The organism is Sphingomonas sp. ID1715, from assembly GCF_013044515.1.
In the GTDB taxonomy this organism is placed as follows: Bacteria; Pseudomonadota; Alphaproteobacteria; order Sphingomonadales; family Sphingomonadaceae; genus Sphingomonas_B.
Genome location: NZ_JABEPR010000002.1, coordinates 1 through 26758 on the forward strand (window position 1 = coordinate 1; position 26758 = coordinate 26758).

A 26758-nucleotide genomic window follows, 5' to 3' on the forward strand; every position below is an offset into this window, starting at 1 on the left:
CGCGCAAAGGGGCGGCGCTGATGGTCGAAGTGCTTACCGCCCTGGACCGCTATCCAGCAGTTCCTCAGCCGGAGGCGGGCGTCACTTACGCCGCCAAGATCGACAAGGCGGAGGCGCGGCTGGACTTCGCGGCCGGTGCCGCATCGGCCGAGCGCCAGGTCCGCGCCTTCAACCCGGCGCCGGGCGCATTTTTCGAGCTGGACGGCGAGCGCGTGCGCATCCTCGCGGCAGAGATCGAGCCAGTCGCCGGGGAGCCCGGCCAAGTGCTCGACGACCGACTGCTGATCGGATGCGGCGCGGACGCGCTGCGGCCCGTTCGCGTGCAGCGCGCGGGCCGCGGCGCGATGAGTATGGAAGAGTTGCTTCGCGGCTTCCCGATCCCGGCCGGCACGCAGCTGTGACGCGTTTCGCGCTGATGGTCGAATATGACGGGCGGCCGTTCATGGGCTGGCAGCGGCAGGATCATGGCCCGAGCGTGCAGGAAGCGCTGGAGCGCGCCGTCGAGCGGATGACCGGCGAGGTGACGGCCGTCCATGCCGCAGGGCGCACCGATGCTGGCGTCCACGCGCTCGCCATGCGCGCCCATGTCGAGCTGCAGCGCGAGGTGACGCCCTTTCGCCTGATGGAAGGTCTGATGCCAGGAGGTGGCCGACGATTGGCATGCGCGCTTCTCGTGCATCGGCCGCTCCTATGAATACCGGATCGTCAATCGCCGCGCGCCGCTGACGTTCGAGATTGGCCTCGCCTGGCGGGTCCCGATGTCGCTCGACGCAGGTGCCATGCACGAGGCGGCACAGCTACTCGTCGGCCGGCATGATTTCACCACCTTCCGCTCCGCCCATTGCCAGTCCGAAAGCCCGGTCAAGACGCTCGATCGTCTCGACGTTCGCCGCGAAGGCGAGCGGGTGCTGATCGTCGCGGAAGCGCGCTCCTTCCTCCATCACCAGGTCCGCTCGATGGTCGGCTGTCTGACGCTTGTCGGACAGGGCAAATGGAGCGCGCAGGACCTGGCCGACGCCCTTGCCGCCGCCGACCGCTCGGCGCTCGGCTATAACGCACCGCCCGACGGGCTTTACTTCACCGGTGCCCGCTACCCCTGAACACATCCGGCCGCGCCGCGTTCTTGTGCATCGAGGAGATGCACATGAGCGACGGCAAGAAGACGATCGACAGCCCTGATGAAAAATCGGTCGGCAGCCGCGATCCCAAGGGTCCGATCCCTAAGGAACCGATCGAAGGCAGCGCCGGCGAGACCGACGGCGTGATGGGCACGGCGGGCGACGTGAAGCAGCAGGACAACCCGACCAGCTATCAGGCGGGCTGAGCCTCAGCGGAGGATGCCGCCGATTGCCGCAGCAAGGTCGGCATGGCGGAAGGGCTTGGTGAGCCGCGGAATATCCGCGTCGAGGCCGCTCGCCTCTGCATAGCCCGACACGATCAGCGTCGGCGTGCCGGGGCGCAGCTGCCGCGCGGCATGGGCCAGCTCGACACCGGTCATGCCGGGCATCAGGTGGTCGGTGACGATCAGGTCGGCCGGCCCGCCGTTCATCAGATAGGCGACCGCCGCATCGGCCGAGGCATGTTCGACGACCTGGAACCCCATGTCGGCGAGCATTTCCGCCGTCGACATGCGGACCAGCTCTTCATCGTCGACCAGCAACGCCACGCCTTGCGCTTCGACGGCCTCAGTCGGGCCATGATCGCCGGATCGCTGCGCCGGTGTCTCGGCGCAGGGAAGCCACAGCTGGACTTCGGTGCCCTCTCCGGGTGCACTGCGCAGCCGCAGCGCGCCATTCAGCTGGGCGGCGAGACCATGCACCATCGACAGGCCGAGGCCGGTGCCGCGGCCGATCCCCTTGGTCGAGAAGAAGGGCTCGATCGCGCGCGCGAGCGTCGCCTCATCCATGCCCACCCCGGTATCGGCGACGGTCAGCCTGATGTAGCGGCCGGGCGCCAGATCGCCCTCACCCTCGCTCGCCATGGCGTCGTGCGCAAGGATCGACAGAACGCCGCCATCAGGCATCGCGTCGCGCGCATTCACGCTCAAGTTCAGCAGCGCCATTTCGACCTGGTTGGGATCAGCGAGGCAGGTCGGCAGATCGTCAGCCGCTTCGACCACGACGCGGATCCGGGGGCCGACCGTCGAGGCGATCAGCTCGGCCATGCCTCCGATCAGCTTCGCCGGATCAACGGCGGTCGGCTGCAACGGCTGGCGGCGGGCAAAGGCGAGCAGCCGCTGCACCAAGGTCTTGGCGCGCTCGGCCGCCTGCAGCGCGCTAGCAATGGTGCGCCGATCCCGTTCATCACCGACGCCACGGCGCTGCAGCAGGTCGAGGCCGCCGATGATCGGCGACAGCAGATTGTTGAAGTCGTGCGCGACGCCGCCGGTCAGCTGGCCCATCGCCTCGACCTTCTGCGCCTGGCGGAGCGCCTCTTCCGTCCGCTTGGTGGCGGTGACGTCGATCAGCGCAGCCATGGTCCGCACGAAGCGTCCCTGATCGTCATGCCAGGTCCGCACCGAGGCGAGCACGTCAGCGACCTCGCCGCTCTTCGTCAGCACCTGATATTCCACATCGTCATAGGCGCCGCTCGCGAGCAGCTGCGGCCATGCTTCGGCGGAGAGTTTGGCAATGCTCTCGGGCGTCATGAACTCGGACAACTCGCGTCCGAGCACTTCCGACCGATCCTCATAGCCCATGAATTCGAGCCAACGATCCGACACGCTGATCAGCCGCTGGTCGGGGCCGGCGGAATGAAGGATGGTCGGCGTGCGATTATAGAGCGCCTCCAGCTCCGCCGTCCGCAAGGCGACGAGGCGCTGCAGCTCCAGCTCCGCTTCCTTGGCGATGGTAATGTCAAAGGCGACGCCAATAAAGCCGATATGCTCGCCGTCCGGGCCCCAGCGTGGCTGCGAATAGGAGCGCAGCCAGCACCAGCTGCCATCGCCCCGGCGATAGCGCGCTTCGAGGTGGAAGGGCTGGAGCGACGCTTCCTTCTCGACCTGCTCCTTGAAGATGCGCGGCAGGTCTTCGGGATGGATGATCGAGCGCCAGTCGAACTCGACCGCCTCTTCATAGCTGACGCCGAGGAACTCCACATAGGCGCGGTTCACGAACCAGCGCTTGCGGTCGAGCGAGGTGACCCACATCGGCACCGGCGCGGAATCGGCGATCAGGCGGAAGCGCTGCTCGCTCTCCCGCAGCGCGCGCTCGTAGCGGATGCGCTCGGTGATTTCGTGAAAGGCGATGGCGATACCGCCGCCGGACAAAGGTGCGGCATTGACCTCGACATGACGGCCGGGATGGACGGTGGACTCGATCTCGAAGCGCGTCGTCTCTCCGGCGGCGGCGCGGCGGAAATTCTTCTCGAACGCCGTGCCACCAATCGCCGGAAACGCGTCCCAGAGATTCAGCCCGTTGAGCGTCTCTCGGGAGCGCCCGAAAAAGGCCTCGGCGGCGCGGTTGACGATCAGGATCCGCCAGTCGGGACCGACCATGCAATAGCCGTCGGCGATGCTGTCGAGCACCTGCGCGAGGCGGTCGTCGGCGAGCGACGCGGCGTGCTCATTGTCCGGCAGCGCAGCCATGGCTAACGGCCCTGCATGTTGCGCGACTCTGCCGGAATCCGGACGGTGAGCTGCTCCAGGCTTGCATCCAGGAAGATCTGGCAGGCCAAGCGGCTGTGGCGGGTGGCACCGGTGGCGAGATCCAGCATGTCTTCCTCCGGCTCCGTCGCCGGCGGGAGGAGGGCGAAATCGTCGGGGTCGACGATCACGTGGCATGTGGAGCAGGCCATCTGACCTTCGCACGTGCCCTCAAGCGGCTGACCGTCGGCCTGGGCGAGGTCGAGCAGGCGGTCGCCCGGCGCGCCCTGCACTTCGCTCACCGAACCACCGTCCGCCGAAATGAATCGCACCCGGATCATGCGAACACCCGCTGGCGCGCGGCCGCTTCGATGATCAGGTCGAGCGCCTGGTGCAGCTCTTCCTCCGTGGTGTAACGCCCGAAGCCGAGCCGGATGCTCGACCGGGCTTCGGCATCCGACAGGCCAAGCGCCTTCAGCACATGGCTCGGCCGCCCCGAGCCGCTGGCGCAAGCAGAGCCGGCGGAAAAGGAGACGCCGCGCACATCCGCGATCAGCCGCCCCGCGTCGAGACCGTCCAGGCGAACGTTGAGATTACCGCGGTAGCGATGTTCGGCAGAGCCATTGACGCTCCAGTCCGGCAGGCGCTCATGCGCCATGGCCCATAGCGCGGCGACATGCGCCCGATCATCCTCGACCCGCGCTTCCGCGACAGCGGCCGCTGCGCCGAACCCTGCGCAGAGCATCGGGCTGAGCGTGCCGGAGCGGATGTCATCCTCCTGGCCCCCGCCGTGCATTAGCGGCTCGATTACCACGCCCTTGCGAACCCAAAGCGCGCCGATCCCCTTGGGGCCGTGTATCTTATGGGCCGATACGGCGATGAGGTCTGCGTCCGGGATCGGCAAACGCCCAAAGCCTTGGACCGCGTCGCAGAAGAACAAGGCTCCCGCGTCGCGCGCGATCCGGGCGATCTCGGCAATGGGCTGGATCACCCCGATCTCGTTATTGACCAGCATCGCCGCGACCAATGCGGTCCGGTCGCCCACCGCTGCTCGCAGCCGGTCGAGATCGACGAGCCCATCGGCCTCGACCGGCAGCACGACCGCCTCGAACCCGTGCCGCCCGAGCCAGAGCACCGTGTCCAGCACGCACGCATGTTCGGTGGCGATGGTGACGATCTGGCGCCGCTGCGAAGGTGCCGCCCAAGCCGCCCCTTTGATCGCCAGATTGGCAGCCTCGGTGGCGCCGGAGGTGAACAGAAGTTGGCCATCATCATCTGCGCTCGTCCCGAGCGTAGTCGAGGGGCGCCTCGCGAGCTCTGCACCTACGCCCCTCGACTTCGCTCGGGACGAGCGGAGAAGGCCGGAGATCGCCTCCCGCGCCACCTCGACCGCCGCCTTGGCCTCCCGGCCGAGCCGATGCGGTGAGTGCGGATTGCCGAATTTGTCCAGCCACGGCTCCATTGCCCGGCGCGCTTCGGGCGCCAGCGGCGTGGTCGCCTGATAGTCGAGATAGATGGTCATGCGGCGCGCGAGCGGGCGCCGTCGGCGATGCGCCGCCACGCCTCGATAAACCGGTAAATGTCGGCGCGGCTGGTCTCGGGTCCGAAGCTGACGCGGATCACTTCGCCGGCTTCCTTGTCCTGCCAACCCATGGCCGCCAGCACATGGCTGGTCTTGAGCGTGCCGGACGAACAGGCGCTGCCGGCGGACACAGCAATGCCGGCGAGGTCGAGCTGGATCAGCTGCGCCGAAGCGGCAACGCCCGGCATGCGATAGCTGGCGATGGTCGCCAAGCGCGGACTCTTCTTGGCGACGACTTCGCCGCCGCTTGCCTCGATCGCACCGTCGAGATGCGCGCGCAGATCGCCGGCGCGGTCGACCCAGCCGCGCGACTGCTCCAGCGCCGCCGCCATCGCCGCCGCGCCGGGCAGATTCTCGGTGCCGGCGCGATAGCCACGCTCCTGTCCGCCGCTCGGCTCCAGCATCGCGAAATCCCTGACCAGCAACGCGCCCACGCCTGGCGGGCCGCCGAATTTGTGCGCCGAAACGGCGATCAGGTCCGCATCCGGCAGCTTCATCTTGCCCGCGCTCTGCGCGCAATCGGCGAGCAGCAATCCGCCGGCCCGGCGGACGATCGGCGCGAGGCGGTCGAGCGGTTGGCACACGCCGGTCTCATTATTGACCGCCTGCACCGCCACGAGTGGGGCCTTGGCGCCCAGTGCCCTGAGCCTTCCGGACAGCGCGTCGGGCAGCACCGTGCCATCTGTCTGCACCGGCAGGAAATAGGCGTCGGGCGCAACGCGGTGGACGGCGTCGTGCTCGACCGCGGAGACCAGCCGCGCATCGCATTTGGCGCGCGTCAGGGCGATGCGGATCGCCTCGGTGGCGCCGCCGGTGAAGATGACCTCGCCGTCCCAGCCGAGCATGGCGGCGATACGCTGCCGGGCGTCCTCCAGCTGGGCCCGGGCGGCGCGCCCCTCGGCATGCGGCGAAGAGGGATTGGCCCAGCGCGCGATGGCAGCACGCATCGCCTCGCGCGCCGCGAGCAGCATCGGCGTGGTGGCGGCGTGGTCGAGATAGAGGCGCTGAGCCAAGGTGACGGACCCGTTTGCGAAATTCGGCTCCGATCCTATATAGCGCCGCAACTCAGCGCCACCATCCCGGCCGCTTTTTCGATCAAGGTGCTATGCCCGAAGTCATTTTTCCCGGCCCGGAAGGCCGCCTCGAAGGCCGCTTTGCCCCCCCGCCCCGCCCGCGCGCGCCTGTTGCGATGATCCTGCATCCGCACCCGCAGGCGATGGGCACGATGAACAACCGCATCGTTCAGGCACTCTACCAGACCTTCGCGCGCCGCGGCTTTGCGACACTCCGCTTCAACTTCCGCGGCGTCGGCAAGAGCCAGGGCGTGTTCGACAATGGCGTCGGCGAGCTGTCGGATGCCGCCTCCGCGCTCGACTGGGTACAGAGCTTTCATCCCGAAGCGCAGCAGACCTGGGTCGCGGGGGTCAGCTTCGGCGCGTGGATCGGCATGCAGTTGCTGATGCGTCGGCCCGAGGTGCGCGGCTGGATCTCAATCGCTCCGCCCGCCAACATGTACGACTTCAGCTTTCTCGCCCCTTGCCCGGCATCCGGCATCGTCATCCAGGGCGAGTCCGACGAGGTCGTGACGCCCTCGGCCGTGCAGAAGCTGGTCGACAAGCTGCGCACGCAGAAGCACATCACTATCCACCACGACACCATTCCCGGCGCGAACCATTTCTTCGAACATGAGATGCCGCAGCTGATGGGCAGCGTGGACAAATATCTGGACTTCAGGCTGGACCCGAACTGCCCGATCCGGTGATCTGACCAAGCGGGGGATTATGTCGCGCGAGAAGCTGCTGCTGGACCTGTTTACGGAGATTGCGGTGGTCGAGCACCTTGTGCGCAACCACATCGGCCAGATCCAACGCACGGGGCTCAATGCCGGCCAGTTCGGCGCGCTCAACTATTTCGTCCGCAACAATCGCGAGCAGGAGCGCAGATCCGTCCTGGCCTGGCTGTTTCAGGTCTCTGTCGAGGACATGGACGTGCATCTAGGTGCGCTGGAGGAGCGCGGCTTCATCGGTCGCATCGGGGATGGCGAGGACCAGATCATCGGCATCACCACATCGGGCAAGGCGGCCCATGCCGACTCCATCATGGCGATGGGTCCCGAGATCGAACCGCTGATGTCCGAGTTCCCGGACGAGGACCTGGAGAAGACGGTCCAGGTTCTCCAGGAAATCCGGCGCATCTTCGACAATCTGCCGGAGCGGCTGGCGAGCTAGACGGCCCAGATCAGGACATTGCCGACCAGCACCGCGGCCGCGACCAGCATCAGCCATCCCCGTCGCTCCTTGCGCCTGATCTGCACGATGCCGCCCAGCACCAGGGCGACCGCCGCCAGCATGAGGATGGAGAGGAGCAAGGCCGGAGTTCCGGTCATAGGTCGGTCATCCGCTTGAACGTCTCGGCATCGACGTTGCCGCCGGACAGCAGGACCAGGGTCCGCTCGCCCGGCTCGACCTTGCCCGACAGCAGCGCAGCGAGGGCGACCGCGCCGCCCGGCTCCAGCACCAGGCGCAGATGGTCGAAGGCCCAGCGCATCGCCGTGCCGGTCTCCGCTTCGGTCACGCTGAGGCCGCACGCTCCCCGACCGCGCAGGATGTCGAACGTCAGGGGTGCGACCTTGAGCGTCTGGAGGGCGTCGCACGACGTAGGCGGCGGCGCATTGCCGACCGGCATGATCTCGCCGGCCCGGAGCGAGCGGGTCATGTCGTCCCAACCTTCGGGCTCCACGACCACCATCTTTGCCTCCGGGATCGCCAATGCCAGACCGGCGGCGAGCCCCCCGCCGCCGCAGGGGGTCACGATCCGGTCCGGCGCGCCGCGGCCGATCGCCTGCAGTTGCGCCACTGCCTCGAGCCCCGCGCTGCCCTGCCCTTCCACAACCCAAGGGTCGTCGAAGCTCGGTACGACAACGGAGCCGCGCTCGTCGGCGATGCGCGCGGCGATCACCTCGCGCGCCTCGCGCATGCGGTCGTAGAGAATCACCTCCGCCCCGAGCGCCCGCGTGTTGTCGAGCTTCTTGGCCGGCGAATCGGCGGGCATGACGATGGTCGCGGCAATGCCGAGCCGCCGCGCTGCCCAGGCCAAGCCCTGTGCGTGATTGCCCGACGAGAAGGCGACGACGCCCCGCGCCCGCTCGTCGTCCGAAAGGTCGGTGAGTCGGTGCCACGCGCCGCGCAGTTTGAATGCGCCCATCGGCTGCAGCGATTCGACCTTCAGATACACAGTGCGCCCGCCGATCTCCGCCTGCAGCAGCGGCGTCGAACTCACGATTTTCTCTAGTTTCTTCAGCGCGTTGGTCACGCCTTCACGGTCAGGCTGGCGCCGTGAAATCACGTTCTGTCTCCAAAAAGAAATACGGTTCGATTCACCGCTTTACAGGGGAGACCCCCAAACATATATCGCGCCTCCGCTGCCCCATGGGACTTCCACCGCAAGGCAGTGAATGTCGAAGCTGAAGACCAGGGTTCGTCCCTGGCATTGGAGGTCCCTTGAGTTGCACAAGCATCATAGCGCGCTGGGGCTAGCTGCCGCCCCCGTCAAGGCCGCCCGCGGCGGTCTTGAGATTGCCAGTGAACGCCCGGTCCAGCCGGTCACGCTCATTCGTCCGCATGCCGCCAAGCGTGCCGCCCGCTTCTTCGTGGAGAAGTTTCCGGGCAAGACGCTCTATGCGGTCAAGGCGAACCCGTCTCCCGACCTGGTCCGCATCCTGTGGGACAGCGGTGTCACGCATTATGACGTGGCCTCGATCGCCGAGGTCCGCATGGTGCGCGCGACGCTACCGGAGGCCGTGCTCTGCTTCATGCACCCGGTGAAGGCGGAAGAGGCGATCGCGGAAGCCTATTTCGATCATGGCGTCCGCACCTTCTCCCTCGACTCGATGGAGGAGCTGGAGAAAATCGTTGCCGCCACGGAGGGCGCTACCGATTTGACCCTCTGCGTGCGGCTGCGCGTGTCGTCCGACTATTCGAAGCTGAGCCTCGCTTCCAAATTCGGTGTGTCGCCGACCGAGGCCAAGGACGTGCTGATCGCCGCTCGTCAGGCAGCGGACGCGCTCGGCATCTGCTTTCATGTCGGCAGCCAGGCGATGACGCCCGACGCGTATGCGCAGGCGATGGAACGCGTGCGGCAGGCGATCGTCGAGGCGGCGGTCACGGTCGACGTGGTCGATGTCGGCGGGGGCTTTCCGAGCTCCTATCCCGGCATGGAGCCGCCGCCGCTCGAACTCTATTTCGAGACGATCCATCGCGCGTTCGAGAATCTGCCGGTGTCCTATTCGGCCGAACTCTGGGCCGAGCCGGGCCGCGCGCTGTGCGCCGAATATAGCTCGCTGGTGGTGCGCGTCGAAAAGCGCCGCGGCGAGGAGCTGTACATCAACGACGGCGCCTATGGCGCGCTGTTCGATGCCGCGCATGTCGGCTGGCGCTTCCCCGTCAGCCTGCTGCGCGAGCCGGACAGCCGCGCCAAGCCGATGGCGTTCAGCTTCTACGGGCCGACCTGCGACGATCTCGACCATATGGCGGGACCGTTCATGCTGCCGGCGGACGTGCAGGCGGGCGACTATATCGAGATCGGCATGCTCGGCGCCTATGGCTGCGCGATGCGGACCGGGTTCAACGGCTTCGGCGTTGCCGAGGTGGTCGAAGTGGAAGACGAGCCGATGGTCTCGCTCTACACCGCCGTGGAGCGCGAGGTCGCCTCGAACGTCGTCAAGTTGTAACTGCTGACTGCCACTCTTCCCCTCCCGCTTGCTGGAGGGGCCGGCGGTGGGCCTGACTTGATGCGCAGCACGGGTCGGGCTTGCCCACCCTAACCCCTCCCGCAAGCGGGAGGGGAACTGAACGGGTCTCCGCGTCCCCTTAACGACGCCGGTTATTGAGAAAACGGAACCTGAGACACATGAACACCCTCGCCAACGACACCCGCAAGGCGGAATTGCTCTCCACCACCGTCGAGCATGTCGACATCCGCTCGTTCGACGCGCGGCCGATCATCGACGCCATGGGCAAGATGAGCTTCACCAGCCGCGACCTCGCGCGCGCCACCGGCATCTACAACCAGATGCTGGAAGACAAGGACTGCACCATCTTCCTGGTGATCGCAGGCTCGACTTCGGCCGGCGGCTGCATGGACCTCTATGCCGAACTCGTCCGCTCCAACATGGTCGATGGTATCGTCGCCACCGGTGCGTCGATCGTCGACATGGATTTCTTCGAAGGCCTTGGCCACAAGCATTATCAGGCGCTCGAGATCCCGGACGACAACACGCTGCGCTCGCTCTACATCGACCGCATCTACGACACCTATATCGACGAAGAGCAGCTGCAGGATTGCGATCACACGATCGGCAAGATCGCCGACTCGCTGGAGCCGCGCCCGTACAGTTCGCGCGCCTTCATCCGCGAGATGGGCCGGTATCTGGCCGAGCACGGCAAGAAGGAGAACAGCCTCGTCAAGCTCGCCTATGAGCATGACGTGCCGATCTTCTGCCCGGCCTTCGTCGACAGTTCGGCGGGCTTCGGCCTCGTCAAGCACCAGGTCGACCGGATGAAGGAAGGCAAGCCCTATATGGTGCTCGACGCCATCGCGGACTTCCGCGAGCTGACCGACATCAAGATCAAGGCGGGCACCACCGGCCTGCTGATGATCGGCGGCGGCGTACCGAAGAACTTCATCCAGGACACGGTCGTCTGCGCCGAGATCCTTGGCCATGACGATGTCGAGATGCACAAATATGCGGTGCAGATCACCGTTGCCGACGTGCGCGACGGCGCCTGCTCGTCGTCGACGCTGAAGGAAGCGGCGAGCTGGGGTAAGGTCGACACCGCGCTCGAGCAGATGGTGTTCGCCGAAGCGGGATCGGTGATGCCGCTCCTCGCCAGCGACGCCTATCATCGCGGCGCGTGGAAGACGCGTCCGAAGCGCGGCTGGGCGAAGCTGTTCGCCTGAAGGCATATTGACCCTCTCCGTTCGCTCGCGCACGTTCCGCGCGCATAACGAACGGGGAGGGTTCGATACATGAAAGCCGATCTTCTGGCGCCGGCCGCCGTGCTGGTGCTGTGGACGCTGGTGATGCTCGTCTGGATGGCGGGCACCCGGCTGCCGGCACTCAAGGCCGCCGGCATCGACATGAGCAAGGCCGTCGGGGGACGCGGCCAGGACCTCGAAACGGTACTGCCAGCCAGCATCAACTGGAAAGCGCATAATTATGCGCATCTCGTCGAACAACCGACGCTGTTCTACGCGATCATTGCTATCCTCGCGATCATGGGACAGGTGAGCAGCACCGCCGTCATCCTGGCCTGGGCCTATGTCGCCCTGCGCATCGCTCACAGTCTGGTCCAGGCAACGGTGAACAAGATCGCCTGGCGCTTTCCGCTCTTCGCCGCCTCGACGCTGGTGCTGCTGATCCTCGCCATCCTGGCGCTGATGCGGACGCTCGGCTGATGGAAACCAGCCCCATGCTCGCACCCGTGGTGGTGCTGGTCGCCTGGTCGCTGGTCATGTGGCTGTGGCTTTACGCGACGCGCATTCCCGCGATGCGCCGCGCGAAGACCAAGCTCGATCCGCGGCTGCCACCGTCCGAGCTGGTCGGCAGCCTGCCGCCCGAGGTCCGCTGGAAGGCGGACAATTACAACCACCTGATGGAGCAGCCGACGATCTTCTACGCGATCGCGCTGACTCTAGCTGTCGCCGACATGGCGGCCGGTGACGCGGGCAGCGGACTGAACATCATCCTTGCATGGTTCTACGTGATCCTCAGGATCATCCACAGCCTTGTCCAGGCGACGGTCAACATCATCCTGCTGCGCTTCACCATCTTCATGCTGGCCAGCCTGTGCCTGGTGGGGCTGACCTGGGGAGCGGCGAAGGTCGTGTTCGGCCTTTAGTGACAAAGCTGCGGGTTGCGATCGTCCAGGCAGCGCCGCTGCCGCTCGCCATCGGCGACGGCATCGCTGCCCTGTTGAACCACGTGAAGGAGGCCGCCGCGGCCGGGGCCAGGGTCATCGCGTTCGGCGAGACCTTCCTCGGCGGCTATCCGCTGTGGCTGGACGAGGCGCCCGGCGCCGCGCTGTGGGATCATCCCGGCTCCAAAGCCTTGCACCGGCTGCTGCTGGAGCAGGCAGTGGTCGGTGCCGACCCCCGGCTGGCACCACTCCAGGAGTTGGTCGACGCTTACGACTTGGTCGTGTCCGTCGGGACGCATGAGCGGGTGCGCGGTAGCCTCTACAACACCCAGTTCACGTTCCGCGCTGGCCAGGCGCCGCTGCCCCACCGCAAGCTCGTGCCCACCCATGGCGAGCGGCTGATCTGGGCGCGAGGCGACGGCGCGACGCTCAACGTGCACGATGCGCCCTGGGGAAGGCTGGGCAACCTGATCTGCTGGGAGCATTGGATGCCGCTCGCCCGCGCGGCGATGCATCGCCTCGGCGAGACCGTGCATGTCGCCGCATGGCCGACGGTTCGCGAAACCTACGCGATCGCGTCGCGCCATTATGCGTTCGAGGGGCGGTGCTTCGTGCTTGCCGCGGGCACGATCCAGCAGCGCTACGATGTGCTCGAGGGGCTGGAGCGCCTGGGCGGACATGCCGAGGCGCGAGCCATGCTGGAGCTGATGCCGGAACGGCTTCAGTTCGGCGGCAGCCTGATCGCCGGTCCTGACGCTATGGTGATCGCGCAGGCCAAGGCGGGGGCGGAGCTGCTTCTCGCGGATCTCGATCTGTCGCGCAGCGCCGAGGAGCGCGCCGCGCTGGACACCGACGGCCATTACTCCCGCCCCGACATCTTCGAGCTTCGCATCGATATGCGGGCGAAAGACGGCATCATCTTCGAAAGCTAGCGGCCAGCTCGACATGCGTCGACCAGCGGAACTGGCCGACCGGCGTCACGCGTTCCAGCCGGTAGCCGCCCTCGACGAGCAACCGCGCGTCGCGCGCGAAGCTTGCCGGGTTGCACGAGACATAGGCGATCCGCGCCACCCTTGAAGCGGCCAGTTGGCGCACCTGCGCCTCGGCGCCCGCGCGGGGAGGGTCGAGCACGACCGCGTCGAAGCGATCGAGTTCCGCCGTCGCGAGCGGTCGACGATAAAGGTCGCGGTGGTCGGCAAAGACGGACGGTCGCGCCGCCTTGAGGGCGAGCACCGCATCGCGCGAGGCCTCGGCGGCATAGACTTTCCCCCTGAGGTTCAGCGCGAAGGTGCCGAGGCCGGAAAACAGATCGGCAAGGATGCCGGCGCCATCCACGCCGTCGAGGACGGCTCGGACCAGGGCCTCCTCGCCGTCCGCGGTCGCTTGCAGAAAGGCGTCGTGAGGCAAGGCCACGGGCGCTCCGCCGAGGGTGATCGTGACCGGCTCGGGCTCCCAGCGGGTCTGCGGCCCGACACCATCGTCGATAGAGAGCCGCGCGAGGCGATGAGCCTGCGCGAATTCCGTCAGCGCCTCGGCCGCCGCCAATCCGTCGGCGAGTGCTGCTTCGATCAGCAAGTCGACGCCTTGATCGGCGAGCGCCATCTTCACTGTCGCGGCCCCGCGGTCTTTCAGCTGGCTCGCGAGCAGCTTCCTCAGCGGCTGCACGAGCCCGAACAGCTCCGGCCGTAGGATATGGCACTCATGCATATCCTCGATGCGGTTGCTGCGCTCCTGCTTGAAGCCGAGCAGTACCCGCTTGCCGACCCGGTGCGCGCTGAGGCTCGCCCGTCTGCGGCTGTTCGGCGGCGAAAGGTGCACGCGCGCAAACTCCGGCAGAGCCACGCGCTGCGCCTCCAGCGCGGCCACGATCCGGTCACGGACGAAGCCGGCATAGCTCTGGTCCTCGAGGTGCTGGAGCTGGCAGCCGCCGCATTCCGGAAAGTGGCGGCATGGCGGCTGCCGATGATGCGGGCCTAGCTCGACGCTGCCATCACCGCGCAGCCGGTCGCCGGGTGCCGCAAGCGCAGCAAAGCGTCCATCCGTGGTGACGCCCTCTCCCCGCGCTGCGACGCGCACGATCAGGTCGGGATCGCTCACAGGCTATCCGACAGACGCTTGGCAAGTTCGTCGGCGGTGAACCCTGCACCGAGGCTGCGCGAGGCGGCGCCGTGCAACCACACGCCCGCCTGTGCTGCCTCGAAGGGCGCCAGTCCGCGCGCCAGCATCGCGCCGATCGCGCCGGCCAACACGTCGCCGGTGCCCGCGGTCGAGAGCCAGGGCGAAGCGTCGCAGGCAATCGCCGCCCGTCCGTCCGGAGCGGCGATGACCGTGTCCGGTCCCTTGTAGACGATCACAGCGCCCAGGCTTTCGGCGGCGGCCCGGGCGGACTCCACCTTAGAGGCGTGGTCGACATGGGGCATCAAGGCCCGGAATTCGCCGGCATGCGGCGTGAGGACGGCCGGGCTGTCAAGCTTCTGCCCCTTGAGCAGGTGGAGCGCGTCGCCGTCGATCAGGAGCGGTCGCCCGATTGCCAAGGCATGACGCAACGCCCAGTCCGCGTCGGGCCCGCGGCCGAGGCCCGGCCCGATCACCAGCGCGCCGACCCGAGGATCGGCAAGCGTGCCGACCAGTTCACCGATGCTCCGCCGCACGATCGCATGCGGCGTTCGGTGAGCCACATCCCGTTGCAGGAGCACGACATAGCCGGCACCCGCATGGAGCGCCGCGGTCGCCGCCAATTCGCCCGCGCCCGGCATCGCGCCGCCCACCACCGCGACCAGCCCGCGCGTATATTTGTGGTCGTCGGGACCAGGTGCCGCGAGCGTAGGCTGAGCGACTTCGATGAGGTTGCTGCGAGCATCGACACCGATATCCACCGTCACGATGCGGCCGCACCGCCCGGCTGCCGGGTAGAGTCGATGCGCCGGCTTCAGGCAGCCGAAGGTGACGGTAAGATCGAAGGCCGGCACCGGACTGAGGCAGGCGCCCGTGTCGGTTTCGACACCGCTCGGCAGGTCGACGGCCACTGTCGCACGCGCGCGTGCGGCAAGGTCGTTCAGTCGATCCGCAATCGCCGGGTCGAGTCCACGCGTCAGTCCAGTCCCGAACAGGGCATCGATGAGCAACGGGGCCGGGCCGGCGCTCGCGATGCGCTCGACAGGACCCGACCATGCCGTGCGCGCCGCCGCCGCAGCCCCCGCCTTCGGCTCGCCAAGTGCTGCGACCCGCACCGGCACGCCGCGCTGCTGCAGATAACGCGCCGCGACATAGCCGTCGCCGCCGTTATTGCCCGGCCCGCACAGCACCAAAGTGGGCACCGGCCCGGCAAAGCGCCAGGCTGCCTCCGCGACGCCTTGCCCAGCCCGCTCCATCAACAGCTCGACGGGCGTGCCAGCGGCGATGGCGCGCTCCTCAGCGGCGCGCATTTCGGCAGCGGTCAGGATGTATCCCGGCAAACCCTTCTCCGTTCGTGTCGAGCGAAGTCGAGACACGCTTCTCGACTACGCTCGAAGCGAACGGGTGAAAAGACTCTCAGATATCGGCGAAGACGTGTGTTTCCGCCCTGGCGCCGGGATGAGTCACCGCGCCCTGAAAGGCCGGACCGACATTCTGGGCATAGCGCCACAGCGCTCCGGCCTGGTAATCGTTCGACCGGGACTGCCACCGCGTCCTGCGTTCGGTCAGCACCAGGTCCGGCACGTCCAGGTCGATGGTTCCGGCCTCTGCGTCGATGCGGATCACGTCGCCGTCCTGAACCAGTGCGATCGGGCCGCCCTCCGCCGCTTCGGGGCCGACATGGCCGATGCAGAAGCCACGCGTACCCCCGGAAAAACGGCCGTCAGTGATCAGCGCGACCTTTTCGCCCAGTCCCAGGCCATAGAGCGCGGCCGTGGTGGAGAGCATTTCGCGCATGCCGGGCCCGCCCTTCGGTCCTTCATAGCGGATGACGATCACCGAGCCTTCGGCGATGTCCCGCGCCTCGACCGCGGCGAACGCATCTTCCTCGCAATCGAACACGCGCGCCGGCCCTTCGAACTGCAGCCGGTGCATGCCCGCCACCTTCACGATCGCACCTTCCGGGGCGAGGCTGCCGCGCAGCCCGACGACACCGCCGGTTGGCGTGATCGGATTGGTGACTTCGCGGATCACCTTCTGCTCGGGGTTCCAGGTGACCTGTTCGATATTGTCGCCCAGCGTGCGACCGGTGACCGTCATGCAGTTGCCGTCGAGTAGTCCGCCCGCGAGCATCGTCTTCATCAGCATGTAGACGCCGCCCGCATCGTGCATGTCCTTGGCGACATATTTGCCGCCGGGCTTCAGGTCGGCGAGGTAGGGGGTCGATTTGAAGATCGCTGCCACGTCGTGCAGGTCGAAGTCCATCCCCGCCTCATGCGCCATCGCGGGCAGATGCAGGGCCGCATTGGTCGACCCGCCCGTTGCTGCCACTACTCGTGCCGCATTCTCGAAGGCCGCGCGGGTGCAGATGTCGCGGGGACGGATGTTGCGAGCGAGCAATTCCATGACCGCCTTGCCGGCCGCCACCGCGACTTCGTCGCGCGCCTTGTAGGGTGCCGGCACCATGTTCGAGTTGGGCAGCGACAGGCCGATCGCCTCGCCGACACAGGCCATGGTATTGGCGGTGAACTGGCCGCCACAGGCGCCGTGCCCAGGGCAGGCGACCTTTTCCAGTTCGATCAGTTCCTGGAGCGGGCAATTGCCGGCGGCATGCTGGCCGACCGCCTCGAACACGTCGACCACCGTCACGTCACGGCCATGGAAGCTGCCCGGCAGGATAGATCCACCATAGACGAACACGCTCGGCACGTTGAGGCGCAGCATCGCCATCATCATGCCCGGCAGCGACTTGTCGCAGCCGGCAAAGCCGACCAGCGCGTCATAGCAATGGCCGCGGACACTGAGTTCGATCGAATCGGCGATGACCTCGCGGCTGACCAGCGACGACTTCATGCCCTGATGGCCCATTGCGATGCCGTCGGTGACCGTGATCGTGTTGAAACGACGCGGCATCCCGCCGCCGGCCTCTACGCCCGCCCTCGCCGCGTCGGCCTGGGCGTCGAGCGTGGTGTTGCACGGCGCACTGTCATTGCCGGCCGAGACCACGCCCACGAAGGGGCGGCCAATCGCCTCCTCGTCCAGGCCCATCGCATAATAATAGCTGCGGTGCGGCGCTCGCTCGGGGCCGACCGAGACGTGACGGGACGGAAGCTTGGACTTGTCGAAACGGCTGCTCATGCGCGGCCCTATGGGCGAGGCACGAGCGTTTGCGCAAGCTTGTTGCGGCAATGAAGCAGCAGACTTTCCAGAATGTGCGCCCAACGCGCCGCGCCCTGCGGCTCACCGATCAGATCGTTGCGAATTTCGATCGCCAGATAGGGGATGCCGTTCGCTTCGGCGTGCATGTTCATCGTCGCGTTGAGCAGCTTGCCCGAATAGGGCTCATTGTCGCCGGTGACGAAGCCCTGCCGCCGCAGTTCGGCAATGGCGAGCCGCGCGGCGCGGTCATCCTGGTTGTAGAGAATGCCGATCTCCCATGGCCGGCTCGACCCGGCGCTCGTCTCCAGCCGCGGCGTGAAACTATGAACGGCGGCGATTAGGGCCGGTGGTAGGCGTTCGATCTGGCCCGCCAGGGCCTGGTGATATAGCCGCCAGAAGCGTTCTACGCGGTCCTGGCGGGCGTCCCCGCTTAGGCCTTGGTTGCCGGGGATGACGTGACCGTCGCTGGTCTCGGGGATCAGCGCGGGACTGTGTTCCTCTCGATGCAGGTCAATCACGAGCCGGGAGACGGCGCCGAAGATGCCCGGTGCCCCGAGCCGCTCGCACAATGCTTGGCCGAGCGAGGCCGCTCCAATGTCCCAGCCGATGTGACGGTGGAGCAGGTCCGGGCCGATGCCGAGATCGATGTCGGGCGGTACGTGATTGGAGGCGTGGTCGACGACGATGAGGATGTCGCTGTCGCCCTGCACCAACTCGAAGGCCTCGCTCATACACCGACCCTCGTCGCCAGCGTCCAGAAATCAGGCCACTCGCGTGCCGCCTCATCCGCAGCCCCCCGCAGCGCCGAAGCTTCGTCAAACAGCGCAAAGCAGGTCGCACCGGAACCGGACATGCGGGCGAGGAGGACGCCGCGTCGTTCCCGCAGCCATTCGGTCAACCTAGCGATCACCGGCGCGGTCGCCTCTGCCGGCGGCTGGAGATCATTGCGCCCGGCCAGAGCGACCGACAGCGGGTCGCCTTGACGAAGGGCACCGCGGTCCACGCCATCCCACGCAGCGAAAACCGGTCCGGTCGGTACTGGGACGAGCGGGTTGATCAGCAGCAGCGGCATGCCCGCGAGCCGGCCGGGCGCAACCGGGACTAGGCGGTCGCCCCGCCCTTCCCCACGCACCGTACGCCCGTGCAGACAGGCCGGCACGTCGGCGCCGAGGGTCGCGGCGATCGGCTCCAGCGGCAGGTTGGCCCGCCAGAAGCGCGCGAGGAGGCGCAGCGCGGCGGCAGCGTCCGCCGATCCGCCGCCGATGCCCGAAGCCACGGGAAGGTTCTTCTCCAGATGCAGCGCGGCGCCCGCCGAAACGCCGGCAGCCGACCGCAGCGCCTCGGCAGCCTTCAGCACCAGATTGTCTGCACCTGCGCTCAGACCCGTCGCGAACGGGCCGGACAATGTGAGGGTCAGCCGATCAGACGGCGAGACCGACAACCGATCGCCATCTTCGGCAAAGGCGAAGAGCGTCTCGATACGATGGTAGCCGTCGGGCATCCGCTCTCGGACGTGCAGCGCCAGGTTGATCTTCGCCGGAGCAATCTCGGTGAGGGAAGCGGCCTCGGGCATGCGAAGCGCGTCCATGGCGCGATCAACCCGCCCGAGCAACGCCATTGCGACACTCTGCGACAATTTCGCATGCGTATCGACATAGTCTGACGACACCCGGTCGCGATAAGATCGTCACAGCGGCTGACCCCCCGCTCATGACGACCCCTGAAGGGCCCCGCTCTTTGACTCCCGGAGCGGGGCCTTTTCAATTCCGTTGAGCCTATCCGCCGGTCGGACGTTCGGCAGCGGTAACGAACAGGAGATGCATGTGCGAGCGATTGTCTTTCTGCTGCTGGCCGCCGTCACAGTTCCCGCCGCGGCCCAGACAGCCGAGCAGGATGTCCGCTGCCTGATCGTCAGCAACATCTTCTCGCAAACGGAAAAGGACGCGGCCAAGCGGCAGGTCGCCGGTGCGGCGCGCCTCTTTTATCTAGGTCGGGTGGACGCCCGCATGAGCGGCCCGGCGCTGAAGACCGCCCTCGTGGCGCAGGCGAAATCCGTTACCGCCGAGAATGCCGGGCCGGCGATGACCGCCTGCGCACGCAGCATGCAGGGCAAGATGGCCGCGCTCCAGGGGCTCAGCGCGACAAAATAGTCAGCGGGCGGCGAGTGCCGGTGTAAGGCCCTGGTCAAGCTTCGCCCTGACCCGCGCCTCGACATCGGCGGTGTCGGCGAACAGGGCGGCCGCCCGCCAGGCATAGCGCGCCTCATATTTCCGGCCCGCCGCCCAATAGGCGTCGCCCAGATGCTCATTGATCGTAGGGTCGCTCGGCTGCGCCTGCACCGCGCGCTCCAGCGCCGGGATCGCACGCGACACGTCGCCGATCAGATAATGCGCCCAGCCAAGCGAGTCGGTGATCGCCGGATCATCCGGCTTCAGCTGACTCGCGCGTTCGATCAGCGCCATCGCGCTCTTCACATTTTCGCGCCGCTCCAGCTGCGCATAGCCGAGGTAATTGAGCGCGACGGGTTGCAGCGGCGAGAGTGCGACCGCCTTTTCAAGCGCCGGCTTGGCCGCTGCCCAATCCCCCGCCCGTTCATGCGCGCCGCCCTTCAGCATCCACAGGCTCCACAGCCGGTCGGCCATTTCGGGCGTCCGCTCGGCGAGCGCGATCGCGCGATCATACATGCGGGCGGCTTCGGCATGGCGGTCGAGCGCGACCAGCAGGTCTCCGGTGCGGACCAGGTCGGCAAGCGTCGCGGCCGCGCTTTCGCTCTTGCCTTTCGCGAGGGCGAGCGCTTCGTCGCGGCGGTCGAGTTCGGTCAGGATCGCCACGCGCGTATCGACGGCCATGCCAGCATAGGGGCTGACCGACGGCACTTTGCCGGCAAGGTCGAGCGCGCGTTCCGGTTGCCCCACATTGGCGAGCAGCCGCGCCAGCATCAGGGTCGCGCCGTCATTGCCTGGATCGAGATAGGTGGCGAGCCGCGCCAGGGTGAGCGCCACCGGCGAGCGCGGATCGGCCTGGATGGCTTCGCCGACCCGCACGAATAGCGCCGAGACGCCGCCCGCCGCATCGGCGCTGCCGGCACGAAGCGGCTTGCCTCCTTCGACCAGCTCGCGAGCCGCGACGATCACCGGATCATCCCCGCGCAACAGGGACAGCGCGGCATCCTTCCGCCCGTCCGCTTGCAGACGCGCCGCGACCATCAGCTTGAGCGCCCCTGAGCCGCCACCCGAAGCCAGCGCCTGGGCCTGCGCAACCGTGGTCGCCTCGTCCAGCCGCCCGGCCGCGATCAGCATCAGCGCGCGCTGTTCGGAGCCGAGTGCGGAGGTCAGCGCGCTTCCCGTCGGCGCGTCCAGGATCGCGAACGCATCGCCCTGCTTGCTCGCCTGCGCGACCCAGGCGCGCAGCACCGGCACCACGAAGTCGAAGCTGCCATCCTTCGCCAGCAGGTCGACGGCTGCGTTCGCCGCCTTCCAGTCCTTCGCCTTGAGCGCACGCGACAGGAACAGCAACTGCCCATCGGCCGGCAACGCGCCCGCCTTGTCGAGCGCCGAAGCCGCCTTGAGCGCCAGCGGAAAGTCGCCCGCCGTCAGCGCCTGGCGATAGGCGCGCGCGGCGACCGACGCGTCGTCGGGCCGTGCAGCCAGCACTTCCGAATAGGATTTGGCGGCCTGGCCCAGTTCGCCATCGGAACCCGCCAGCCGCGCGCGCGCATAGGCGGCCAGCAAGGATTGCGACGGGGACATTGTCGCCCGCTTCGCCTCCGCCGCGCCGCCGGTCAGCAGGGCGAAGGCCAGCGCCAGACTACATGTTCGGGTAATTGGGTCCACCACCGCCCTCCGGCACGACCCAGTTGATGTTCTGGGTCGGGTCCTTGATGTCGCAGGTTTTGCAGTGAACGCAATTCTGCGCATTGATCACAAAGCGCGGATTTCCTTCGTCCTGTCCCACCACTTCGTAAACGCCGGCCGGACAGTAACGCTGCGCCGGCTCGTCATACATGGGCAGGTTGTAGTTGATCGGAACGTCCGGGTCCTTGAGCGTCAGGTGGATCGGCTGATCCTCCTCATGATTGACGTTCGACATGAACACGGACGAGAGCCGGTCGAAGGTGATGACGCCATCGGGCTTCGGATAAACCGGCTTGGGCATCGCGTTGGCCGGCCAGAGCTGCTCATTGTCGCGGTGATGCTTGAAGGTGAAGGGCAGCCCGATCTTCAGATGCCGCATCCACAGGTCGGTGCCGGCGACCAACGTGCCGATCACGCCCCCGAACTTGGCGACCGCAGGCTCGGCGTTGCGCACCTTCTTCAGCTCCGCGTCGATCCAGCTCGAGCGCAGCGCACTTTCATAGCCATCGAGCGCATCGTGCTGACGGTCGGCGGCGATCGCGGCAAAGGCCGCTTCGGCCGCCAGCATGCCGGACTTGAGCGCGGTATGGCTGCCCTTGATGCGCGGCACGTTCACGAAGCCCGCCGAGCAGCCGATCAGCGCGCCGCCGGGGAAGACGAGGTGCGGGATGGACTGCCAGCCGCCTTCGTTGATCGCCCGCGCGCCGTAGGAGACGCGCTTGCCGCCTTCGAGCATCTCGCGGATCGCCGGATGTGTCTTCCAGCGCTGCATTTCCTGGAAGGGCGAGAGATGCGGGTTCTTGTAGGACAGCGCGACGACGAGGCCGAGCGACACCTGACCGTTCGCCTGGTGATAGATCCAGCCGCCGCCCCAGGCGTCGGTGAGGGGCCAACCCTGGGTGTGGATCACCTTGCCCGGCACATGCTTGGCCGGATCGATGTCCCACAACTCCTTTATGCCGATGCCGTAAACCTGGGGCTCGCAGTCCCGCTCCAGGTCGAAGATGCGTTTCAGCTCCTTGGACAGATGCCCGCGCACGCCCTCTGCAAAGAACGTGTATTTGGCATGGAGCTCGAGGCCCGGCTGATAGTCGGGCTTATGCGTGCCGTCGCGCGCCACGCCCATGTCGCCGGTGGCGACACCCTTCACCGAGCCGTCCTCGTTGAACAGGATTTCGGCGGCTGCGAAGCCCGGAAAGATCTCGACGCCCAATCCTTCCGCCTGCTCCGCCAGCCAGCGACAAAGATTGCCGAGCGAGCCGGTGTAACAGCCCTTATTGTGCATGAAGGGCGGCATCAGCGCGTGGGGAAACTCGTACTTCCTGCCGGCCGTCAGCACCCAGTGATGGTTCTCCGTCACCGGGGTCTGCGCCAGCGTGCAACTGTCGCGCCAGTCGGGCAGCAGCTCGTCGAGGGCGATCGGGTCCATGACCGCGCCCGAAAGGATATGCGCGCCGACTTCCGACCCTTTTTCGAGGATGCAGACCGAGAGTTCCCGGCCCGCTTCGTTGGCGAGCTGCTTCAGCCGGATCGCCGCGCCGAGGCCCGCCGGGCCCGCGCCGACGATCACCACGTCATAGGGCATCGCTTCGCGTTCGCTCATCACTGTTCCTCGTTACGGACCCGCTTCGTCGTGAGCAGGCAACGTCCTGTGGTGAAGAGCAGTGCAGTTGGTTGACGCCCCCGTCAACCGCAAGGCTTAGTGGCGGCGATGGAAGGGGTTGCCGCACTGCCCGGCCGCGATGCGCTCGCGAGCCTGATCGCCTGGTGGCGGGAGGCTGGCGTCGATACGCTGGTTGAAGATGCCCCACGCGATTGGCTGGCGCCCCAGCAAAGCCGTCCGCTGACCGGGCAGATGGAGCCGGTCGCTTCGCCCAGCCCAGCCACGCCTGCAAGTGTGAGTCGACCCGCCGCGGTGCAGGAGCGGAGTCCACTGCCGTCCACCCTGGCCGAGCTCCTCGCCTGGATGCGCGACAGCGCTGACGTACCGGAGGCGCGCTGGGGCCGCACGCGCATCCTGCCGTCGGGCGATCCGCAATCGGGCGTGATGATCCTGACCGACATGCCCGAGCCGGGCGATGCCGAGGCCGGGCGGCTGCTCGCGGGCGACGTCGGAGATCTGTTCGACAAGATGCTGGCCGCGATCGGACACAGCCGCGAGACAATCTGGCTGGCGCCGATCGCCAGCATTCGCTCGATCGGGCGCGTGCCGGACCATGCGGGCGAACGGCTGATCGAGATCGCCCGCCACCAGATTCAGCTGGTCGCACCGAAGCGGCTGCTGATCATGGGCGAAGTGCCCAACAGGGCGCTGATCGGCCATGACTGGCAGCAGCGGCGCGGCGATTACCACCGGCTTAACTTCGGCGACGTAGAAGTAGCGGCCGTGCCGACCTTTCATCCCCGCATGCTGCACACCCGCCCCGCCTATAAGAAGGCGGCTTGGGCGGACCTGCAGCTGTTCGTGAAGGCTCTGTAGCGATGCGTATCCTCCTGGCGGCAGGGATGGCGCTGCTCGCCACCGTCCCCGCCCATGCCGCCGATCGTGCGACCGGTGCGGAGGCTTCGACCCTGGGCCAGCTTCCAGCCGTGCTGAGCGACGCCGAACGCAACGCGTTCCTGGCGGTCATCGCCGACCTCAAAGCCGGCTTGTGGAGCGATGCCGCGGCGAAGACCGATGCGCTGCCTGAGGGGCCGCTCAAATCCTACGCGCTCGCCGAGCTCTATACCGAAAAGGGCTCGCCCAAGGTTTCGTCGGCCGAATCGCTGCTCGCGGTACTCGGCGCTGCCCCCTGGCTCCCGCAGGCGCCGCAACTCGCGGCGATGGCCCAGAAGCTCGGCGCGCTCGACACGCCCGCTCTGCCGCCGCAGCAAAGGCTGATCTGGCTCGGTTCCGCGCCTGCCCGCGAACGCGCGGCATCGGTCAAGGACGACCCGGTCGCGGTCCAGCTCGCCCCCAAGATCCTGCCGCTGATCAAGATCGACGATCCCGCCGGCTGCGAAGCCTTGCTGGAAAGCGACGCGCCCCGCCTGTCCGGCGCCGCGCTGACCGAATGGCGGCAGCGCATCGCCTGGTCATATTATCTGAACGGCGACGACGGTAATGCGCTACGCCTCGCCGGTCTCGCCCGCCAGGGTGAGGGCGAGTGGCGGGTGCAGGCGGACTGGACCTATGGGCTCGCCGCCTGGCGTCGCAAGGACTTCGCCGGGGCCGCCGAAGCCTTCGCATCGGTAGCGATGCGCGGCGGCGATCCAGACATCCTTGCCGCCGGCCATTATTGGGCGGCCCGCTCCTTCATGGCAGCGGGTCAGCCGGACAAGGTGCAGTCTCGCCTTCGCGCCGCCGCCCATTATGGCGAAACCTTTTACGGCATCGTCGCGGCGCAAGCACTCGGCCTCAGGCAGCTGCCGCCGCACGAGCAGGACGGCCTCACCCGCAGCTGGGCGCGGCTGTCCAGCATGCCGAACATCCGGCTCGCCAAGGCGCTGGCCGAGATCGGCGAACGCGACCGTGCGGCCGAGCTGATCAAGCACCAGGCGAAGATCGGCCGGCCCGAGGATCATGGCTATCTCGCCACCCTCGCCGCACGGCTTAACCTGCCCGACACGCAACTCTATCTGGCGCATAACGGCCCCGCCGGCGCCAAGCCTGACGCCTCGTCCCGCTATCCGACTCCCGGCTGGTCGCCCGATGGCGGCTGGCGAGTCGACAAGGCGCTGGTCTACGCGCATGCACTGCAGGAAAGCCGCTTTCGCCCCGACGCGGTCAGTCCCGCAGGCGCATATGGCGTGATGCAGGTCCTGCCCGGTACCGCCCAGTTGATCGCTCGCCGCCGTGGCACGGCCGCGCCCGACAAGGCGCTGCTGCTCAACCCGGCCATCAACCTCGACTACGGCCAGGCGCGGCTCGAACAGGTCCGCGATTATGGCGCCACCGGCGGCCTGCTGCCGAAGGTCATCATGGGCTATAATTCGGGTCCCGGCATGCTCGACGAGTGGAATGTGCGGGTAAAGGGCGGCGACGATCCGCTGCTCTTCATGGAGTCGATCCCGTTCTGGGAAACGCGCGGCTATGCCGTCACGGTGCTCCGCAACTACTGGATGTACCAGCGTAATGCCGGACAGAAGTCGCCGAGCCTGAAGGCCATTGCCGAGGGTGCCTGGCCGCGCTTCCCAGGTCTTCCGGGAGCCACCGCGGTCAGGCTGCAGCGTCAGGCTCCAGTGCAGACGGCGGACGCAAGTTCATCGGTGCCCGGTACGAACTGAGCGCCTTCGCTCAGCGGTGCCCGCCATGGCCGGCATTTTGGTTACCGGTGCGGCTCGGCGTGTTGTCGCTATTGTCCTGCTTCTTGTTACCGCCCTCGTCATCCTTCCCGTTCTTGTGGAAGTCGCCCTTCTTCTTGTGGTCCGTCACCGCCGGTCTCCTCGACGGTCTGAACGGACGCGGCGGAGCGCCGTTCCCGCCCCGGCGACCAGCCATGCATAGAAGGCGATGTCGGCGACGAACGGTCCGGATCGCCAATGATCCTCGACGAAGCTCAGCCGGTTCGGAACGGACACGCCCGGCTCGTCCACCAGAAAGGGTGCCGGCCAGCCGCCGTTGAGCACCGGCTTAGGGCAGTAGATGTCATAGCCTTCGACTGACTTGCCGAGCGCACAGAAGATCGCCTGTTCTGGACCGAAGCGCTGCACCAGGCTGGAAGCAAGCGCGGCGCCCGTCGCGAGCGCCAGCACCAGCAGCGTGGCGCGCAGCCTCACCGTGCGAGTTCGAACTGCACCGACAGGGAGACGCCGAGCGCCAGCTCCCCGGGCGCGATCGGCGTGGGCGGTGGAGGCGGCGGCGCTCCCGCAGCCATGCGGCCGGTCACCACGATCTGATTGACCGGATAGAAGCCGCCGCTCTCGGAGATCGACAGGATACGCGCGACGCGGAGCCCGGCGGCGCGGGCGTAGAGTTCGGCGCGGGCGCGCGCGTTGGCGATAGCCTCGGTCCGCGCCTCGTCGAGCGCCTCGCGCTGCGCGTCGACAGTGAAGTTCGGGCCGTCGATCTGGTTCGCGCCCTCGGCAACGAGCGCGTCGATGATCCTTCCCATTTCCGGCAGACGACGGACGCGGATGTTCAGGCTGTTGCGCGCCTCATAGCCGATGATCTTCGGCGCCTCCGTCGGGGCCGGAGGCACATAGGGCTGACGCGTCTCCCGCGCACGGATCTGGGCTTCGCGCTCCGGGTCGGAATAGCGCGGCTGCAGGCTGACGGCCGAGGTCTGCAGGTCACGCGCCTCGATCCCCGCCCGCTTCAAAGCCGCGATCACTCGATCCATGCGGGTAGCATTGGCGGACAGCGCCTCGGCCGCGTTACTCCCCGTCGTCACCACGCCGGCCGAGAACAGCGCGAGGTCCGGGGTCCGCCGGCTCTGTCCCTCGGCCGTCACGCTCAACAAGGTCGCGCCTGGCGAGAGAACAGGAGCGACTGCGAGGTTTTGCGCCAGGGACGTGCCAGGGACCATGCATAACGCGATCGACAGCCAAATCCTCATCCCAACCTCCA

28 protein-coding genes and 1 pseudogene are annotated in these 26758 nt (G+C 67.3%); 13 read left to right on the forward strand and 16 right to left on the reverse strand.

What is annotated here, in order from left to right; genetic code table 11:
* The 3 genes and pseudogenes from HJG53_RS04895 to HJG53_RS04905 form a co-directional block, all read left to right on the forward strand.
* Window positions 1–401: methionyl-tRNA formyltransferase (locus tag HJG53_RS04895; RefSeq protein ID WP_368039509.1), on the forward strand; the 401-nt coding region annotated here is incomplete at its 5' end.
* Window positions 398–1100: pseudogene (truA, locus tag HJG53_RS04900) on the forward strand (tRNA pseudouridine(38-40) synthase TruA). The gene HJG53_RS04895 and the pseudogene truA, both read left to right, overlap by 4 nt.
* 44 nt (window positions 1101–1144) lie before the next feature.
* Window positions 1145–1324 (forward strand): hypothetical protein, encoded by a 180-nt coding sequence (locus HJG53_RS04905; protein ID WP_171128209.1) that lies wholly within the window; start codon window positions 1145–1147, stop codon window positions 1322–1324.
* Between the two features lie 3 nt (window positions 1325–1327).
* On the opposite strand, the gene HJG53_RS04910 is transcribed toward HJG53_RS04905, so the two are convergent.
* The 4 genes from HJG53_RS04910 to HJG53_RS04925 are packed head-to-tail and all read right to left on the reverse strand — an operon-like array spanning window position 1328 to window position 6178.
* On the reverse strand, window positions 1328–3586 hold the full coding sequence (locus HJG53_RS04910; protein WP_171128211.1) for a PAS domain-containing sensor histidine kinase: 2259 nt from the start codon (window positions 3584–3586) through the stop codon (window positions 1328–1330).
* Between the two features lie 2 nt (window positions 3587–3588).
* Window positions 3589–3924, reverse strand: coding sequence for a 2Fe-2S iron-sulfur cluster-binding protein (locus HJG53_RS04915; RefSeq protein WP_171128213.1), 336 nt, complete (start codon window positions 3922–3924; stop codon window positions 3589–3591).
* Window positions 3921–5105 carry a cysteine desulfurase family protein gene (locus tag HJG53_RS04920; protein ID WP_171128215.1) on the reverse strand — a complete coding sequence of 395 codons (1185 nt, stop codon included), beginning with the start codon at window positions 5103–5105 and terminating at the stop codon, window positions 3921–3923. The genes HJG53_RS04915 and HJG53_RS04920 overlap by 4 nt, the downstream gene beginning before the upstream one ends.
* Window positions 5102–6178 carry a cysteine desulfurase family protein gene (locus tag HJG53_RS04925; protein ID WP_302477353.1) on the reverse strand — a complete coding sequence of 359 codons (1077 nt, stop codon included), beginning with the start codon at window positions 6176–6178 and terminating at the stop codon, window positions 5102–5104. The genes HJG53_RS04920 and HJG53_RS04925 overlap by 4 nt, the downstream gene beginning before the upstream one ends.
* A 92-nt stretch (window positions 6179–6270) precedes the next feature.
* Here HJG53_RS04925 and HJG53_RS04930 point away from each other — a divergent pair, with 92 nt between their 5' ends.
* Window positions 6271–6927: an alpha/beta hydrolase gene (locus HJG53_RS04930; RefSeq protein WP_171128217.1), complete on the forward strand. Its 657-nt coding sequence runs from the start codon at window positions 6271–6273 to the stop codon at window positions 6925–6927.
* A 19-nt stretch (window positions 6928–6946) separates the two neighbouring features.
* The gene (locus HJG53_RS04935; protein WP_171128219.1) at window positions 6947–7393 is read left to right on the forward strand and encodes a hypothetical protein; all 447 of its coding nucleotides are present in this window, start codon (window positions 6947–6949) and stop codon (window positions 7391–7393) included.
* On the opposite strand, the gene HJG53_RS04940 is transcribed toward HJG53_RS04935, so the two are convergent.
* Window positions 7390–7551 carry an LPXTG cell wall anchor domain-containing protein gene (locus tag HJG53_RS04940; protein ID WP_171128221.1) on the reverse strand — a complete coding sequence of 54 codons (162 nt, stop codon included), beginning with the start codon at window positions 7549–7551 and terminating at the stop codon, window positions 7390–7392. The two genes, HJG53_RS04935 and HJG53_RS04940, sit on opposite strands and share 4 nt — an antisense overlap.
* On the reverse strand, window positions 7548–8510 hold the full coding sequence (locus HJG53_RS04945; RefSeq protein ID WP_171128223.1) for a threonine/serine dehydratase: 963 nt from the start codon (window positions 8508–8510) through the stop codon (window positions 7548–7550). Before HJG53_RS04945 ends, HJG53_RS04940 begins: the two co-directional genes overlap by 4 nt.
* 160 nt (window positions 8511–8670) lie before the next feature.
* Here HJG53_RS04945 and HJG53_RS04950 point away from each other — a divergent pair, with 160 nt between their 5' ends.
* The 5 genes from HJG53_RS04950 to HJG53_RS04970 all read left to right on the forward strand — a co-directional run bounded on the left by HJG53_RS04950 (window position 8671) and on the right by HJG53_RS04970 (window position 13014).
* Window positions 8671–9894, forward strand: coding sequence for a type III PLP-dependent enzyme (locus HJG53_RS04950; RefSeq protein WP_171128225.1), 1224 nt, complete (start codon window positions 8671–8673; stop codon window positions 9892–9894).
* 179 nt (window positions 9895–10073) lie between these two features.
* Window positions 10074–11123 (forward strand): deoxyhypusine synthase, encoded by a 1050-nt coding sequence (locus HJG53_RS04955; RefSeq protein ID WP_171128227.1) that lies wholly within the window; start codon window positions 10074–10076, stop codon window positions 11121–11123.
* A 69-nt stretch (window positions 11124–11192) separates the two neighbouring features.
* Complete coding sequence (locus HJG53_RS04960; protein ID WP_171128229.1) at window positions 11193–11621, forward strand: MAPEG family protein; 429 nt, start codon at window positions 11193–11195, stop codon at window positions 11619–11621.
* Window positions 11621–12064, forward strand: a complete 444-nt coding sequence (locus HJG53_RS04965) for an MAPEG family protein (protein WP_171128231.1) — start codon at window positions 11621–11623, stop codon at window positions 12062–12064. Before HJG53_RS04960 ends, HJG53_RS04965 begins: the two co-directional genes overlap by 1 nt.
* A complete protein-coding gene (locus HJG53_RS04970) occupies window positions 12064–13014 on the forward strand; it encodes a nitrilase-related carbon-nitrogen hydrolase (protein WP_171128233.1) in 951 nt (316 codons plus the stop codon). The genes HJG53_RS04965 and HJG53_RS04970 overlap by 1 nt, the downstream gene beginning before the upstream one ends.
* Here HJG53_RS04970 and HJG53_RS04975 read toward each other — a convergent pair.
* The 5 genes from HJG53_RS04975 to HJG53_RS04995 form a co-directional block, all read right to left on the reverse strand.
* Window positions 12998–14179, reverse strand: coding sequence for a class I SAM-dependent RNA methyltransferase (locus tag HJG53_RS04975; protein WP_171128235.1), 1182 nt, complete (start codon window positions 14177–14179; stop codon window positions 12998–13000). The two genes, HJG53_RS04970 and HJG53_RS04975, sit on opposite strands and share 17 nt — an antisense overlap.
* A complete protein-coding gene (locus HJG53_RS04980) occupies window positions 14176–15537 on the reverse strand; it encodes an NAD(P)H-hydrate dehydratase (protein WP_254447560.1) in 1362 nt (453 codons plus the stop codon). Before HJG53_RS04980 ends, HJG53_RS04975 begins: the two co-directional genes overlap by 4 nt.
* A gap of 76 nt (window positions 15538–15613) precedes the next feature.
* Window positions 15614–17335 carry a dihydroxy-acid dehydratase gene (gene ilvD / locus HJG53_RS04985; RefSeq protein ID WP_171128237.1) on the reverse strand — a complete coding sequence of 574 codons (1722 nt, stop codon included), beginning with the start codon at window positions 17333–17335 and terminating at the stop codon, window positions 15614–15616.
* Between the two features lie 8 nt (window positions 17336–17343).
* A complete protein-coding gene (locus tag HJG53_RS04990; protein WP_171128239.1) occupies window positions 17344–18087 on the reverse strand; it encodes an N-formylglutamate amidohydrolase in 744 nt (247 codons plus the stop codon).
* Window positions 18084–18929: a 4-(cytidine 5'-diphospho)-2-C-methyl-D-erythritol kinase gene (locus HJG53_RS04995; protein WP_171129606.1), complete on the reverse strand. Its 846-nt coding sequence runs from the start codon at window positions 18927–18929 to the stop codon at window positions 18084–18086. The genes HJG53_RS04990 and HJG53_RS04995 overlap by 4 nt, the downstream gene beginning before the upstream one ends.
* A gap of 250 nt (window positions 18930–19179) precedes the next feature.
* On the opposite strand from HJG53_RS04995, the gene HJG53_RS05000 reads away from it, so the two are divergent.
* Window positions 19180–19506, forward strand: coding sequence for a hypothetical protein (locus tag HJG53_RS05000; RefSeq protein ID WP_171128241.1), 327 nt, complete (start codon window positions 19180–19182; stop codon window positions 19504–19506).
* Here the strand turns inward: HJG53_RS05000 and HJG53_RS19060 are convergent, their stop codons facing one another.
* Window positions 19507–21189, reverse strand: coding sequence for a tetratricopeptide repeat protein (locus HJG53_RS19060; RefSeq protein WP_171128243.1), 1683 nt, complete (start codon window positions 21187–21189; stop codon window positions 19507–19509).
* Window positions 21164–22813 carry an electron transfer flavoprotein-ubiquinone oxidoreductase gene (locus HJG53_RS05010; protein ID WP_171128244.1) on the reverse strand — a complete coding sequence of 550 codons (1650 nt, stop codon included), beginning with the start codon at window positions 22811–22813 and terminating at the stop codon, window positions 21164–21166. Before HJG53_RS05010 ends, HJG53_RS19060 begins: the two co-directional genes overlap by 26 nt.
* A 108-nt stretch (window positions 22814–22921) precedes the next feature.
* Here HJG53_RS05010 and HJG53_RS05015 point away from each other — a divergent pair, with 108 nt between their 5' ends.
* Window positions 22922–23689, forward strand: a complete 768-nt coding sequence (locus HJG53_RS05015) for a uracil-DNA glycosylase family protein (RefSeq protein ID WP_171128246.1) — start codon at window positions 22922–22924, stop codon at window positions 23687–23689.
* A gap of 2 nt (window positions 23690–23691) precedes the next feature.
* On the forward strand, window positions 23692–25476 hold the full coding sequence (locus HJG53_RS05020; protein WP_171128248.1) for a lytic transglycosylase domain-containing protein: 1785 nt from the start codon (window positions 23692–23694) through the stop codon (window positions 25474–25476).
* Window positions 25477–25486: 10 nt separating this feature from the next.
* On the opposite strand, the gene HJG53_RS05025 is transcribed toward HJG53_RS05020, so the two are convergent.
* Genes HJG53_RS05025 through HJG53_RS05035 form a run of 3 tightly spaced genes read right to left on the reverse strand, consistent with a single transcriptional unit; the run spans window position 25487 to window position 26747 of the window.
* A complete protein-coding gene (locus HJG53_RS05025) occupies window positions 25487–25624 on the reverse strand; it encodes a hypothetical protein (RefSeq protein ID WP_171128251.1) in 138 nt (45 codons plus the stop codon).
* Window positions 25621–25968: a hypothetical protein gene (locus HJG53_RS05030; RefSeq protein WP_171128252.1), complete on the reverse strand. Its 348-nt coding sequence runs from the start codon at window positions 25966–25968 to the stop codon at window positions 25621–25623. Before HJG53_RS05030 ends, HJG53_RS05025 begins: the two co-directional genes overlap by 4 nt.
* A complete protein-coding gene (locus HJG53_RS05035) occupies window positions 25965–26747 on the reverse strand; it encodes an SIMPL domain-containing protein (protein ID WP_171128254.1) in 783 nt (260 codons plus the stop codon). The genes HJG53_RS05030 and HJG53_RS05035 overlap by 4 nt, the downstream gene beginning before the upstream one ends.
* Between the last annotated feature and the right edge of the window lie 11 nt (window positions 26748–26758).